At 57.3% G+C, this 14366-nt stretch carries 9 protein-coding genes; 6 read left to right on the top strand and 3 right to left on the bottom strand.

The window, feature by feature from the left end:
* The first annotated feature begins 84 nt into the window (after window positions 1-84).
* The gene (locus ACOTX1_RS13015; protein ID WP_023314317.1) at window positions 85-2187 is read left to right on the top strand and encodes a TonB-dependent siderophore receptor; all 2103 of its coding nucleotides are present in this window, start codon (window positions 85-87) and stop codon (window positions 2185-2187) included.
* A gap of 85 nt (window positions 2188-2272) precedes the next feature.
* Here the strand turns inward: ACOTX1_RS13015 and ACOTX1_RS13010 are convergent, their stop codons facing one another.
* The 3 genes from ACOTX1_RS13010 to ACOTX1_RS13000 form a co-directional block, all read right to left on the bottom strand.
* Window positions 2273-3955: an alpha,alpha-trehalase gene (locus ACOTX1_RS13010; RefSeq protein WP_023314316.1), complete on the bottom strand. Its 1683-nt coding sequence runs from the start codon at window positions 3953-3955 to the stop codon at window positions 2273-2275.
* 213 nt (window positions 3956-4168) lie between these two features.
* Window positions 4169-5179, bottom strand: coding sequence for a type I glyceraldehyde-3-phosphate dehydrogenase (gene gap, locus ACOTX1_RS13005; RefSeq protein ID WP_023314315.1), 1011 nt, complete (start codon window positions 5177-5179; stop codon window positions 4169-4171).
* 78 nt (window positions 5180-5257) lie between these two features.
* Entirely contained in the window at window positions 5258-6238 is a 981-nt protein-coding gene (locus tag ACOTX1_RS13000; RefSeq protein ID WP_023314314.1) for a GlxA family transcriptional regulator, read from the bottom strand.
* 848 nt (window positions 6239-7086) lie between these two features.
* Here ACOTX1_RS13000 and ACOTX1_RS12995 point away from each other — a divergent pair.
* The 5 genes from ACOTX1_RS12995 to tssM are packed head-to-tail and all read left to right on the top strand — an operon-like array spanning window position 7087 to window position 14359.
* A complete protein-coding gene (locus ACOTX1_RS12995) occupies window positions 7087-7581 on the top strand; it encodes a hypothetical protein (protein WP_006810964.1) in 495 nt (164 codons plus the stop codon).
* A gap of 23 nt (window positions 7582-7604) precedes the next feature.
* Window positions 7605-8108, top strand: a complete 504-nt coding sequence (gene tssJ, locus ACOTX1_RS12990; protein ID WP_015570327.1) for a type VI secretion system lipoprotein TssJ — start codon at window positions 7605-7607, stop codon at window positions 8106-8108.
* 28 nt (window positions 8109-8136) lie between these two features.
* Window positions 8137-9480 (top strand): type VI secretion system baseplate subunit TssK, encoded by a 1344-nt coding sequence (gene tssK / locus ACOTX1_RS12985; RefSeq protein WP_022651416.1) that lies wholly within the window; start codon window positions 8137-8139, stop codon window positions 9478-9480.
* Window positions 9481-9497: 17 nt separating this feature from the next.
* A complete protein-coding gene (locus ACOTX1_RS12980; protein WP_003859963.1) occupies window positions 9498-10736 on the top strand; it encodes a DotU family type VI secretion system protein in 1239 nt (412 codons plus the stop codon).
* Window positions 10737-10738: 2 nt separating this feature from the next.
* Window positions 10739-14359 carry a type VI secretion system membrane subunit TssM gene (tssM, locus tag ACOTX1_RS12975; RefSeq protein ID WP_032667437.1) on the top strand — a complete coding sequence of 1207 codons (3621 nt, stop codon included), beginning with the start codon at window positions 10739-10741 and terminating at the stop codon, window positions 14357-14359.
* Window positions 14360-14366: the final 7 nt, after the last annotated feature.

Below are 14366 nucleotides of genomic sequence, written 5' to 3'. Positions count from 1 at the left end.
CTGTTTTTCTCCGCCGATATTGATTTGCTAATGGAAATGATAATAATTGCCGTTCCCAATACCATCTAATAACAAGACGACACTATGAGCACTTCACGTTTTGCGTTATGCGCGTTGGCAGGCGCCGTCACGCTGGCATTGCAAACACAGGCTTTCGCAGAAGAATCCACCATCGTGGTGACAGGCACAGAGCAGGGCAGCGCGCTTCCTGCCTGGACCAACAGCGCCACGAAATCAGCCGTCGCGGAAAGTAAAACGCCGCAGGTGATCAACACCATTGCCGCTAAAGAGATTGAGCAGCGGCACGCCAGTTCGGTAAACGAGATCCTGCGCTATGCGCCGGGCGTTTCCACGGAGGTGCGCGGGAGCACCTCTTACATGAGCGAGTACAAAATCCGCGGGTTCAACGTCGATCAGGAGTTCTACAACGGCCTGCAACTTCCCTATAACGTCACCGGGAACACCAAAGCGCGAATCGATCCGCTGCTGATTGAGAGCGTCGATATCCTGAAGGGGCCGTCATCCGTGCTGTATGGCGGCGGCTCACCGGGCGGGCTGGTCAATATTCAGAGTAAAAAGCCGCAGAAAGAGGCGAAAACGGAACTGGGCTTTAATACCGGAAACCGCAATCTGAAGGAGGGATACCTGGACTCCACGGGGCAGATCGCGAACAGCGACTGGAACTATCGCCTGCTGGGCAAAGCGACGGAAAGTGACGAACAGGCGCACACCACGCGCTATGAAAACTATCTGGTGGCCCCCTCCGTGACCTGGCAGCCTGATGACAAAACGCGCCTGACCATTGACGCGCTGGCGCAAAATACGCCGAGCCTGACGCCGTCTGATCCGATGCCGCTAAGCTATCTGCGGTCTAAATACGCCGATCGTCGTGACTATGCCGGGGATGAGTGGAGCGGCTTTAAGCAGCGCCAGTGGATGCTGGGATACAGCTTTGAGCATGAGTTTGACAGTGGCTGGGGCTTTAACCAGAAAGCGCGCTACTTTGACGTGGACACCCACCAGCGCAGCGCCTATTCCACCGGGACGGGCAGCGAGGTCTACCAGCTTAACCGCTTCGCCTATACCACGGATGAAGATTTGCAGAGCTTCAATATTGATAACCAGGTCACCCGAACCGTCGCGCTGGGGGACTGGAAACATCATCTGCTGGCGGGCTTTGACTACCAGAAGCTGAACTCTCACTTCCATTATCGTTACGCCTCATCCACCCCGGGTATCGATATGCGTCATCCGGATCACTCGCAGATCGATAACGATGCGCTGGGGCTTGAAACCGCGCAGAAAAACCGACTCAGCTATCAGCAGAATGGCTATTACCTCCAGGATCAGATTGCGTTTGGCGGGCTGAACATGCTGGCCAGCCTGCGCTATGACGACTACCGTTCCGTCACCACTAACTATCTGCAAAACGGTGACAAAGCCTGGGTATCGCAGGATCGCCTCACCAAACGACTGGGCGCGCTTTATGCCTTCGACAATGGACTCTCGCCGTTTATCAGCTATTCAGAAGGGTTCGCCCCAGTATCGCCGCAGGGCACGCTGACCGCGAAAGACGTTAAGCCCACCACCAGCAAGCAGGTGGAGGGTGGGGTGAAATACCTGCTGGCGGAATACGCAACCACCTTCACCGCCTCGGTGTTTAACATTCGTCAGAAAAATGTGGTGACCAGCGATCCGGGCTTCCTCAACTATCGCCAGACCGGGGAAGTGGAATCGAAAGGCGCGGAGCTTTCCGCTATGAGTCGTCCAACGGATAACCTGACGCTGATTGCCAACTATGCCTACACCCACGCCATCAATACCGAAGATGACAAGTACCAGGGCAAACGACCGACGCAGGTCCCTGAGAACGCCTTTAATCTGTGGGGCGATTACACCTTCGACAGCACGCCGCTGAGAGGGGTAACGCTGGGGGGAGGCGCACGCTACACCGGGCCGATGGAGATCTCGCCAGCCAACGACGCAGGCAAGCTGGGCGGTACGACGCAGTACGATCTGGCGGCATCTTACCGCATGGGTGAACTGGCGCCATCGCTGGAGGGGCTGACGCTGAAAGCGAGCGCGCAGAACGTCACCAACAAAGAGACGCTCACCTGCTATGACGCGACCAACTGCTGGATAGGCCGCGACCGCACCTTCCAGGTCGGGGCGAGTTACAGCTTCTGAAAAAAGCCCGGTGGCGCTAGCGGGTCACTTTATTGCACGGAACCTGACCCTCGCCCCTTTGGGGAGAGGGTCAGGGTGAGGGGCGCTACTGCGCCGCCTGTTTCGCAGGTGCAACATCATCGTTTGCCGCAGGCTGATTCTCCGGTACGGTGTCGCATGGCTTCTCTTTCGGGCAGACCATGTCCAGCATCCTGAGCGTCACGCCGTTACTCCAGCCGAAACCGTCCTGCAACGGATACTCACCGCCGCCACCGCCGGTACCGGTCGAAGAGACATCGTACTTCTCAACCAGTTTCTTCTCGCGATCGTAGGTATGCTGAACGTTTTTCAGGAAACGCCAGGTCACGTCCATCGCCACTTTCTGCTGACCATAGTTCTGCAACCCTTCCACCGCTACCCACTGCAACGGCGCCCAGCCGTTCGGCGCATCCCACTGCTGCCCGCTGTTGATGGTGGTGGTAGAAATACCGCCCGGTTTCAGCAGGCGCGACGATGCGGCTGCGGCCACTTTATCGGCGCGATCCTGTGATGCGGCCTTCACATACAGCGGGAAGAGGGCCGCGGCAGTCAGCTGATTACGCACCTTCCTGGTTTTCAGATCGTAATCCGCATACCAGCCCTCTTTATCGTTCCACAGGTGGCTCTCTATGGCTTTCTGACGCGCGGAGGCCAGCGCGTCATATTTACTTGCGCTGGCGGTATCCCCGTCTTCCTGGCTGGCACGGGCCAGCAGTTTTTCCATCTTAAACATCAGCGCATTCAGATCCACCGGCACGATGCTGGTGGTGCGGATGGTATCCAGCTTCTGAGGATCGTCCATCCAGCGGGAGCTGAAATCCCAGCCCGAGGCCGCGGCAGAGCGCAGATCGCGATAGATCTCGGTGGCCGGACGGTTAGGGTTATTTTTGGCGGTGGTGACGTCATCCAGCCACGACTCAGGGCGCGGCGTGTCCCGATCGTCCCAGTAGCGGTTGAGGATCGCGCCGTCATCCAGCTTCACCACGCGTTTGTTCGCCTGACCAGGCTGGAGCCCATCAGCCCCCTCCATCCAGTAGGCATACTCTTTTTCCATCTGCGGACGGTATTTCTTTAACGCGTCGCTGTCATGCGTGGCCAGCAATTCCACCATCAGCGAGAAGAACGGCGGCTGAGAGCGGCTCAGGTAGTAGGTGCGGTTACCGTTAGGGATATGGCCCCAGGTATCAAGCTCGTAAGCGAAGTTGTCCACCATGTCGCCGATCTTATCCCAGTGGCCGCTCTCGGCCAGCCCCAGCATGGTGAAATAGCTGTCCCAGTAATAGACTTCGCGGAAGCGTCCTCCCGGCACGACATAGGGTTTTGGCAGAGGCAGGAGGGAGTCCCATTTGTTCGCTTTGTCGGTGGTGCGGGTCAGAACAGGCCACAGATCGTCTATGTGTTCGCGCAGGCTCTGGCCCTCAGGGGGAACATATTTCTCACCCTCCTTCGGCAGGATAAAGTTCATCTCCACGAAGTGGCGCAGGTCAAAACCGGTCTGGGTATGCTGCATCCGGTAATCCGCCAGGATCATTAGCGGGTCGCTTTTGGGAACGGCATCCGCGAAGGTTTTCTGATCCGGGAACAGTTTGGCGCTCTGTACGTCATTAAAGAGGGGGCCAAGAAGAATATCAGGTGAGCTTTGCTGGCTCGTTGGCTGGTCTTCAGCATAACCAAATGCGGTAACACCGAGTAGTGCGCCTGCCAACGCAAGGGGTAAAAAAGCGGGGCGTCGTGCGCGAGGTCTTATCATCGGTTCGTCTCCTGTCTTCACTGAGCAGCGTGACCGCTGTTGTCAATTACCTGAAAACCTTAGACGAATATCGTTAACTTCGCGTGTTGAATATCCCATTTTTCACATAACCAGATAATTCGGGTGCGCTTTCACAACACCGGGGGTGGATTACTTAATTTTTAACCACATCACGGAATGGCCGGGTAAGCTTCAAGCCACCCGGCTTAAGCCCTACAACCCTTTTTTATCCATAAGCACCGCCAGATCCACCAGACGGTTCGAGAAGCCCCATTCGTTGTCATACCACGACAGGATCTTCACCATATTCCCGCCAATCACCAGCGTTGAAAGCCCGTCGATGATGGATGAGCGCGGGTCGCCCTGATAATCACGGGAGACCAGCGGTTCATCGCTGTAGCCCAGGATGCCTTTCAGCGGCCCGCTGACGGCGGCCTGACGGAACGCGTCATTCACCTCTTCGGCGGTCACGTTGCGGCTCAGCGTCACCGTCAGATCGACAATCGACACCACCGGAACCGGTACGCGCAGGGAATATCCGGTGAGTTTGCCGTCAAGTTCGGGGATCACTTTCCCGAGCGCTTTTGCCGCGCCGCTGGAGTAAGGCACAATGGATAATGCTGCCGCGCGCGCGCCGCGCAGATCTTTTTCCGGCTGGTCATGCAGCGCCTGGCTGTTGGTGTAGGCATGCGTGGTGTTCATCAGCCCGTGTTCAATGCCAAATTGCTGGTGCAGCACCTGCGCCGCTGGCGCCAGACCATTAGTGGTGCAACTCCCGTTGCTGACTACAAAATGCTGGGCCGGATCGTACAGCGTGTGGTTCACGCCCATTACCACCGTCAGATCATCATTTTTAGCCGGGGCGGAAATAATGACGCGTTTTGCGCCGCCGCTCGTGATATGCACCGCTGCTTTTTCACGTTCGGTGAAGAAGCCGGTGGCTTCGATTACCACCTCAACGCCCGCGTCTTTCCACGCAATGTTTGCCGGGTCGCGTTCACTGAATACGGTGATGCGTTGCCCGTCAACCTGTAGCGCGCCGTCCGCCGCTTCAACGGGCACCGGCAGCGTGCCGAGCAGAGAGTCATATTTCAGCAGATGGGCGAGGGTTCTACTGTCCGTCAGATCGTTAATGGCCACAATCTGGAGATCCGGGTTGCCCAGCGCCGCGCGAAGAACATTACGTCCGATACGGCCGAAACCGTTAATACCGACCTTAACCATGATGCACTCCTTATCTGTGTTGTCTGGAGTGACTTTAGGCGTCAGGTCGGATGGCGTAAATGACAAAAAAGGATCAGATTACGCCATTCTGCGGCAGTGGAAGCGCTGGCGATATTCGCCCGGCGTGAGATGAAGCTGCTTTTCAAAAACGCGGCGCAGGTTGATGCTGGTCCCAAACCCGCTTTTTTCGGCAATGACCTCAAGCGGATACGAGGTCTGCTCCAGAAGCTGTCGTGCGGCGGCCAGGCGCGCTTCGGTGACATAACGGGCCGGAGGTACACCGACGTCACGCGTGAACACACGGGTGAAATTGCGCGGACTCATGGCGACCCGTTCGGCCAGCCTTTCGACGCACAAATCTGCGGTGAGGTTTTGCAGGATCCAGCTTTGCAGTTCGCTAACCGGTCCGGTCGCGCCGGACTGCTCCAGTTTATAGCGGCTGAACTGTAGCTGGCCGCCAGGCCGACGCAGGTACATCACCATATCCTGCGCCACGTTGCGGGCGAGGGTGAAGCCGTAATCATCCTCCACCAGCGCCAGCGTCAGATCAAACCCGGAACTGACGCCGCCGGACGTCCAGACGGGGCCATCCTGAACATAGAGCGGGCCGCCCTCAACGTTGACCGCAGGATAGCGGGTTTTCAGAGTTTCCAGCAGCCGCCAGTGGGTCGTCGCCCGGCGCCCATCGAGCAGTCCGGCCTGTGCCAGCAGCAGGGCCCCGCCGCAGACAGAGGCGACGCGGCGCGCATGCGGCGCGGCCAGGTGCAGCCAGTCCACCACCGCGGTGCTTTCCTGTTCATTCATGCCACGACCGGTAATGATGATCGTATCCAGCGGCTCGCGCGGATCCAGCTCCGGCAGGCGATAGTCCGCCAGCAGGTTTAAGCCGGACTGGCCGTGGATCACCAGGTGAGGCTGGGTGGTGGCGATAATGATGCAGTAGCGGGGCTGCGCCAGGCCGTCCGGGTGCAGCCGGTTGGCCTGCATCAGAATGTCGGCGATACCGGCAGCCTCAAACAACATGCCACCGTCAGGTACGATAATCAGGATCTTCTTCATGTCCTGAAAAGTACCTTTATCACAAAATAAGTCAAGCGGCAGACAAACACCGTCGCAGAGACAAATGAGGCGTGCCGGGTGAAAGCGTGGAACGGCAGATGTTGGAAAGAAGTAAAAGAAATATGTAGTAACGGTAAAACTTTTTGCGTTAGGTTTACTGTTACTGCCGCTGAAACCCCCAGTTTATGGGCTGCAATGAAGTGTTCTGAACAATAAGAGAACAAAAAGATGTAGCCATGCTTAATTATTAAGGCTCAAAAAATAACCTCGGAGGATAATTTCGAGTAGGTTATTTCGGATCGCAAAATTAAATCCCTGCCATTTTCTTTACCGTCATTTGTTAATGCGGGATGCACGCACCCAATAAAAGTTATCTTCCAGATGCAACAATGAAAATATCCCAGATATATCCCACAGCGCACAGAAAAAATGAAATTCTACTAATTATGGTAGTGGCGATAATAAGGGGTTACGTTAATGATAGTGGTTCTCTTTTGCCTTTTTAGCCATTAATTTTCATACAGTTACGCTAGAAATTCGTCTAAGAAAAAGACGATTTCAGCTAAGTGCGCATTTTTTATGAGATTAATCCTATAATGCATTGGGCGTATCATTAAACGCCATTAAGCAGGCAAGAAATATTGAATTGATGACAAGCTCATGTAAACTTGTCTACCGTTTGTCAAAATATGTCAGGAGCATGCTGGGCCCATTTCTGTTGGGTTCGTGCGGTAGCTATGCCTTAAAATAGTTACCTGCTGAAAATATCCCGACTATTTTAACAATAGCACCTAAGTCAAATTTTATCCCCCTCTCTTCATCCTCTAAATATCGCTACGGAAAAGCATATGAAACTGCGTGTATTGTTATCACTTCTGTTTGTTATGGCGGTGGCGGGCTGTAAGGCGCCGCAAAAACCAGCGATCACCGATGATACGATTGTGACCAGCCAGGTGAATGGCATCACGCTGACGCACCGTCACGCTGTTACCCCTCCGGCGGAGTTCACTCAAGTGAATGAACCGTATCGTGCCATGTACCCGGCATCCCTGATGAGCCGTCCTGACTACGGTGGAAAAGTGATCCGTACGCTTGAGACCGGCAAAACTTACGTCGTGCTGGGGCAGGTTGAACATTTCTGGATGGCGCTGGCCGATGAAGGGAGTGAACAGCTGATTGGTTATGTGCCGATGCGTGCCGTGATCAAGGCTGACCAGTACGAAGCCACCGTGCGTAAACAGGCACTGCGCCCGAAAGCGCGTAAGAAAACCACCTGTGTTGATGTCGATGGCAACAGCAAAGCCTGCAAAGACAGCGCGAACGGTACCTGGATCCTGAACTAAACGGGTTTCACGAGCATATTTTTATGAATAATAAAAATTTTCATCGGATGTGGTTCCCTTTTTTTGCGTTGATTTTCGCGCTGATCGGTGGTTGTACGTCGTCTTCACACAGCGACCCCTCCCGCTACAATCTTCAGTTTCAGGCTCATCCTCAAATCAATGATTCTGCGCCGCTTAAGGTCAGAGTGTTGCTGCTGAAATCCGATGCGGATTTCATGTCCAGTGACTTCTACTCCTTACAGAACAACGCGTCAGCCACGCTTGGCGCGAATCTGCTGAACAGCGATGTGTTCTTCCTGATGCCGGGCCAGCTTTCGAAAACCCTGAGCGGGCAAAGCTCACCGGAAGCGCGTTATATCGGCGTGATGGCGGAATACCAGGCGCTGGACGGCAAAAAATGGCGCGTCTCACTTCCTTTGCCTGTTCCCGGCGAAAACGCGATTTACCAGTTCTGGAAATGGTCCGCAGATGAACTCCAGGCCAGCGTCTTCCTTGACGTAAATGGTATCCGGGTCATCAGCCAGTAACGCCCTTCATAACAGGAAAGAGATCATCATGACGAAAGCAGAAAAGGTCGTCTGGACCGAGGGCATGTTCCTGCGTCCCCACCATTTTCAGCGGACAGAAAGTTACCTCCTCAACCACGTTCGTGAGTGGGGGGCCTTGCAGCGTTCGTATCTCTGGGGCTTTCTCGACCTTGAGCTGGATGAAGCGATGCTTCGCCAGGGCTGTATTGCCCTCAGCTACTGTAGCGGTTTGCTGCCTGACGGCACCTTTTTCCAGGTGCGCAGCGACCGCAACGGTCCGGCTCCGCTAAAAATCCCCGATAATCTCACCAATGAAAAGGTGGTGCTTGCGCTGCCGGTTCGTCGCGGTGGCCGTGAAGAGGTGATTTTCAGCGAGGAGCAGTCTTCTCTGGCGCGTTTTATTACCTTTGAACAAGAGGTGGAAGACGACAACGCGATGTCGGTCGGGGAGGCGACGGTTCAGTTTGGCCGCCTGCGTCTGACCCTGATGCTGGAGAAAGATCTGACGGCAGAATGGACCGCCATCGGCGTGGCGTACGTCGCTGAAAAGCGCAACGACAACCACGTGCGGCTGGATAACAGCTACATCCCGCCAATGCTGAACGCCAATAACAGCCCGCAGCTGTACGGCATGATCAATGACCTGCACGGCTTGCTGGTGCAGCGTAGCCAGCAGATCGGCGGCCGCCTGCGTCAGCCGGGGCGTTTCAATACGTCTGAGATGGTTGAGTTCACGCTTCTCTCGCTGATCAACCGCCACCTTGGCGATGTCTCACATTTAAAAACGCTGCCGCTGCTTCATCCGGAAGCGCTCTGGCGCAGCTGGCTGCCGTTTGCCACGGAGCTCGCCACCTGGACGCCGCAGCGTACCGCAGAGAGCATACTGCCGGTATACGACCATGACGATCTCGCCGTTTGCTTCAGCAAACTGATGCTGATGCTGCGTCAGGGACTGTCGCTGGTGATGGAAGATCATGCCATCCAGCTGCCGCTGCACGAACGCTCCCACGGTCTGAACATCGCCACCGTGCCGGAGACCAGCATGGTCCGCGAATTTGGCTTCGTGCTGGCGGTAAAAGCCAATGTCCCCGGCGAACACCTGCAAACCCATTTTCCTGCCCAGATGAAGGTTGCGCCAGTCTCGAAAATCCGCGATCTGGTTCAGCTTCAGCTGCCGGGCATCATGCTTCGGGCAATGCCCGTCGCGCCGCCGCAGATCCCGTGGCATGCAGGCTACAGCTATTTCGAACTCGAAAGGGGCAGCGAACTGTGGCACGAGATGGACAAGTCCGGGGCATTCGCGCTGCATCTCGCAGGGGAATTCCCGGGTCTCGATATGGAGTTCTGGGCCATCCGTAGCCCGACAGAATAATAAAGCGAGCGCTTAATATGCAGGAACGACAGGATACCGGCAGTGATGCCGTGTTTACCGGAGCCAGTGGGAACAATCAGCTGGTGGCGGCCGCCAATCCGCTGCTCAATGCGATTCCGCAAATCCGTCATTCGGTTTCCCACGACGATCAGGTCGGGCTGCGCCAGCGCCTGATTGACGAAATTCGCCGTTTCGAGGTGCGATGCCAGCAGGCGGGCTTACCGTATGAAGTGATTGTCGGCGCGCGCTACTGCCTCTGCACGGCGCTGGACGAAGCCGCCGCGCTGACTCCCTGGGGAAGCAGCGGCGTCTGGTCAAGCAATGGTCTGCTGGTGACGTTTCATAACGAAACCTGGGGCGGCGAGAAGTTTTTCCAGCTGCTGGCGCGTCTGTCGCAGAATCCGCGCGAACACATTCTGCTGCTGGAGATGATCAACTACTGTCTGCTGCTCGGCTTTGAAGGCCGCTACCGCGTGCTGGACAATGGCCGGACCCAGCTTGAAACCATCAAACAGCGCCTGTGGCAGATGATCCGTGGCGTGCGCGGCAGCTACCCGCCGCCGCTCTCGCCGCACCCGGAAGATCGCCCCGTTCTGCGCAAGCTCTGGCGGCCGATGATCCCACTCTGGGCGTGCGTGGCGCTGGTCGGTTTTATCGCCTGCCTGTTTTATATCGTGCTGAACTGGCGTCTGGGTGATAACACCAGCCCGGTACTGGCGAAAATTTACCAGTCCCAACTGCCGGAAACCACGATCCAGCAGCCTGCGCGTCAGCTGCCGGCAGTGCTGAACCTGCGCGGCTTCCTGAAACCGGAAATTGATGCCGGTCTGGTGGCCGTTAAGGATGAGGCGGATCGCAGCGTGGTGATCCTGAAAGGGGACGGACTCTTTGCCTCGGCCTCAACGGTGGTGCGCGATCGCTATGAGCCGGTCATCGACCGCATCGCCCAGGCGATGAATAACGTCAGCGGCAAAATTCTGGTGGTGGGGTACAGCGACAACGTGCCGATCCGCAGCGCACGCTTCGCCTCCAACTATGAACTCTCGCTTGAGCGCGCCCGTTCGGTGCAAAAACAGCTCCAGGGTAGCCTCTCGCAGCCTGAGCGCGTCAAAGCCGAAGGGCGGGGCGAGATCAACCCGGTAGCGCCTAACACCACGCCTGAAAATCGCGCCCGTAACCGCCGCGTGGAGATTACGCTGCTGGTGTCGCCTGACAATACCCAGGCCGAGCTGAACGGATTGCCGCAAGGAAACTAAGGATGCTGACTACTCTACTTTCTATACTGACCAATCGCATTCTGTGGAGCTTCCTGGGCGTAACGGCGCTCGCGGCGGTCATCTGGATGATTGGCCCGCTGTTGTCCATCGTAGATACCCGCCCGCTTGAATCAGAGCAGAACCGCGTCATCAGCATTGCGGTGGTCTACCTGATTTGGGCCCAGAGCCATATTCTGCCACGGCTGTATAACGCCTGGCTGAACCGTAAGCTGATGGACAAGCTCAACGAAAATACCACCAGCCCGGAGGCGGCCGATCCGCAGAAACGTCTGAACAGCGAGGAGCAGATCCTTGCCGGGCGTTTCGATGAAGCCGCCCAGATGCTGAAAAAAGCCCACTTCAGCAAAGCGGGACATGGCGCACAGTGGACGCAGCGCTTCAGCACGCAATACCTCTATCAGCTGCCGTGGTACGTCATTATTGGCGCGCCGGGTTCCGGTAAAACCACCGCGCTGGCCAACTCCGGGCTGCAATTCCCGCTGGCGGATCGCTTCGGTAAAACCGCGCTGCGCGGCATTGGCGGCACGCGCAACTGTGACTGGTGGTTTACCAACGAGGCGGTTCTGCTGGATACCGCGGGGCGCTATACCACTCAGGAGAGTGAGCAGGTTCAGGACGCCGGGGAGTGGCTGGAATTTATCAACCTGCTGCGTAAATACCGCCGTCGCCAGCCCATCAACGGCGTGATTATTACTATCAGTATTTCCGACCTGCTTTCGCAGTCCGCTGAGGCCTCCCGACAGCAGGCGGTCAACCTGCGCCAGCGTCTCTCCGAGCTGCATGAACAGCTGGGTATTCGCTTCCCGGTTTATGTGATGGTGACCAAAGCGGACCTGCTTAAAGGCTTCCGCGCCTGGTTTGCGGATTACGACAAAGCCCAGCGCGACCAGATCTGGGGCTTTACGCTGCCGTGGGAGCAGACCAAACACGCCGATTACGATCTGATGGGCAACTTCCAGCAGGAATTTTCCCTGCTGCAACAGCGTCTGGATGCTGGCCTTCCGGAAACCATGCTCAAAGAGCATGACGCCAAAACCCGTGCGGAAGCCTATCTCTTCCCGCAGGAGTTCGCCGCGCTGCGTCCGCTGCTGGCAGACTACCTGAGCACGGTCTTTGCCCGCTCAAACTTCGAAACCGAATTTTCGCCGCGCGGCATCTACTTCGCCAGCGGCACCCAGGAAGGGATGCCGTTTGACCGCGTGATGGGCGAGCTGAACCGCGCGCTCTCCTTACCTGAAGGGGAGGAAAGCACGCGCTGGGATTCGGTGAGCAAAGAGGCGCCGATACCGGGCGCGAAGGGTCAAAGCTTCTTCATTAAGAACCTGCTGCAAAACGTGATTTTCCAGGAAGCGGGTATCGCCGGGGAAAACCGCTGGTGGGAGCTTCGCAACCGCGCCGTGATGTGGTCCGGCTACGCGGCGCTGCTGGCTCTGCTGGTGATCCTGGGTGGCCTGTGGCTGACCAGCTACGCTAAAAATAAAGCCTATCTGGAAGAAGTGGACGCAAAAGTGCCGATGCTGGAGCAGCAGAGCAAGGCGCTGCAAAACCAGCCCCAGCGCGATCTGTTTGCGCTTCTGCCGCTGCTTAACAGCCTGGTGGATCTGCCGAAAAGCGATGCCTTCGACGTTAACGACCCGCCGGTTTCCCGCCGCATGGGGCTTTATCGCGGGGATGACGTCAGCGATGCCTCGCAGTCTCTGTATCAGAAGGCGCTGGATCAGATGCTGCTGCCTGCTGTGGCGATGCACATTACCACCTGGCTGCGCAACGACAACGGCAGCGATGTGGAGTATAGCTATGAGGCGCTGAAAGCCTATCAGATGCTCTACCAGCCGAAGCACTATGACGGCAAATTCCTGCACTCGTGGGTAATGCTCAACCTGCAACGCAACCTGCCGCAGAACGTGACGCAGGCGCAGCTTCAGGAGCTGGAATGGCACCTGACCCAGTTGCTGGAGCCAAAAATTCAGGCTTCACCGTATGCGCAGGATGAGGATCTGGTGGCCCGTGAAAGGGCGCTCATCAACCAGCAGCCGCTCTCCACCCGCGTATATGGCCGCCTGAAACGTCTGCTGGAGCATGATGAGAACCTGAAGCCGGTTTCGCTTTCAGATCTCGGCGGCTCGCAGAGCGAGCTGGTGTTTTCCCGTAAGAGCGGCAAGCCGGTGAGTGAGGGCGTGCCGGGGCTCTATACGCCGGACGGCTACTGGAAGAGTTTTAACGACCAGATCGACAGCGTGACCACCGCCCTGCACGAAGATGATGCCTGGGTGCTGGGAGCAACCGCTGCCCAGGAAGATAAACAGCAGATCGATAACGCCGTGCGCCAGCTCTACATGCGCGACTTTATCGTCAACTGGGATCGCTTTCTCGCGGACATACAGCTCAACAACAGCGCCGATCTTTCCCAGCGCATCAACACCGCGCGCCTGCTTTCAGGCACCAACTCGCCGCTGCGCCGTCTGGTACTTAACCTGAGCAAGGTGCTGACCCTGTCGCGCACTGCGCCTGCCCCGGAAGATGCGCAGAAAGCGGAAGACCAAAGCAACCGCGCCACCCGTACGCTGGAAGCGCTGTTCAGCAACGGTGACAATGTCCCGACGCAGGGCGCGGTTGTGACGCAGGCGCCTGAGCAACTGGTGACCGACCACTATGCGCCGATGATTGAGCTGGCGCAGCCGCTGGAGAAGGGCGGTAAGACCATCGTCTTTGATGATTTTCTCAAGCAGGTTGACGAGCTTTATCGCTACCTGACAGCCGTTCAGGATGCAGCAAACAGCGGTATGCCCGCGCCGGGCGGCGATGCCATCAGCCGCCTGCAAGCCAGCGCGGGCCGTCTGCCGGGCGGGCTGCAAACCATGTTCAGTAATATGGCCGTGGGCGCCAGCAGCGATACCCAGCGTCGCGATCTGGAGAACGTGCGTAAGCGCATCAACGTGGAAGTGGGCGGGTTCTGCCGTCAGGCGATTGCCGGGCGTTACCCGCTGGTGCGTAGCGCCAGCACCGAAGTGACGCCGGACGATCTCGCCCGCATGTTCGCGCCGGGCACCGGACTGATGGACACCTTTTTCCGCGACAACCTGACCAACAAGGTGGACACCACCCAGGCGAACTGGCGCTTTATGCCGGGCATCGACGGTAAAACGCTGCCGGGCAGTGAAGGGCTGCTGCGTCCGTTCCAGCAGGCGCAGTCTGTCCGCGATGCCTTTTTCGCCAATGGCGCGACCACGCCATCCTTTAAGGTCACGGTGCGCACCGTGCGGATGGACAACACCATTCTGAACCTGACGCTGGACGTGGACGGCCAACTGCTGCGCTACAGCCACGGTCCGCAGGCGGTGCAGATCATGACCTGGCCGGGGCCGGGCGGGACGAACCAGGTGCGTATGCAGCTCGGTCTGGCCAATGGCAGCACCGCAACGCTGGTGACCAACGGTTCCTGGGCGCTCAACCGCTTTTTCGACAAGGCGCGCACCAGCCCTGGCGCGGGTAGCCTGAGCCGTCAGGCCACGTTCAACGTCGACGGACATCAGGTCACGCTGGAGTTTGCCCCGAACAGCATCCGCAATCCGTTCCAGCTTCCCCGTTTCTCATGCCCATAACCGCAAG

Source organism: Enterobacter cloacae complex sp. IR5401 (genome assembly GCF_049238425.1).
GTDB lineage: Bacteria > Pseudomonadota > Gammaproteobacteria > Enterobacterales > Enterobacteriaceae > Enterobacter > Enterobacter hormaechei_C.
Note: the sequence above shows the minus strand (reverse complement) of the source record. Positions and strands in the feature narration are given on the sequence as shown.